The sequence below is a fragment of the Methylobacterium mesophilicum genome (genome assembly GCF_022179445.1).
GTDB lineage: Bacteria > Pseudomonadota > Alphaproteobacteria > Rhizobiales > Beijerinckiaceae > Methylobacterium > Methylobacterium mesophilicum.
Window position 1 is genome coordinate 1 of record NZ_BPQU01000159.1, and the last position, 244, is coordinate 244.

A 244-nucleotide genomic window follows, 5' to 3' on the forward strand; every position below is an offset into this window, starting at 1 on the left:
CAGAGACAGATTGCATCCGTTCTGGTCGTCGGTCTACAAGGTGGTTAGTTTGCAGGGTACGCATTACGGGAGGGCGAAAGGGAGACGGGTGTAAGGGGTGCGCCGTTGTCTCCGGTCATTTCGCCACTGAACGCTGGACTGGCCGCCGGGACAGACGGCCCGGCGCTGGTCCCAGTCGACGGTGAAGTGGGTGTTGTCGAAGAAGTCACCGCTCACCTGCCCCTTCACGCTGGTGGGCTTGACC

General features: G+C 61.9%; 1 protein-coding gene. It reads right to left on the bottom strand.

What is annotated here, in order from left to right:
- Positions 1-63: 63 nt before the first annotated feature.
- A partial coding sequence (locus MFF40_RS28590; protein ID WP_238263204.1) for a hypothetical protein occupies positions 64-244 on the bottom strand: 181 nt, incomplete at its 5' end.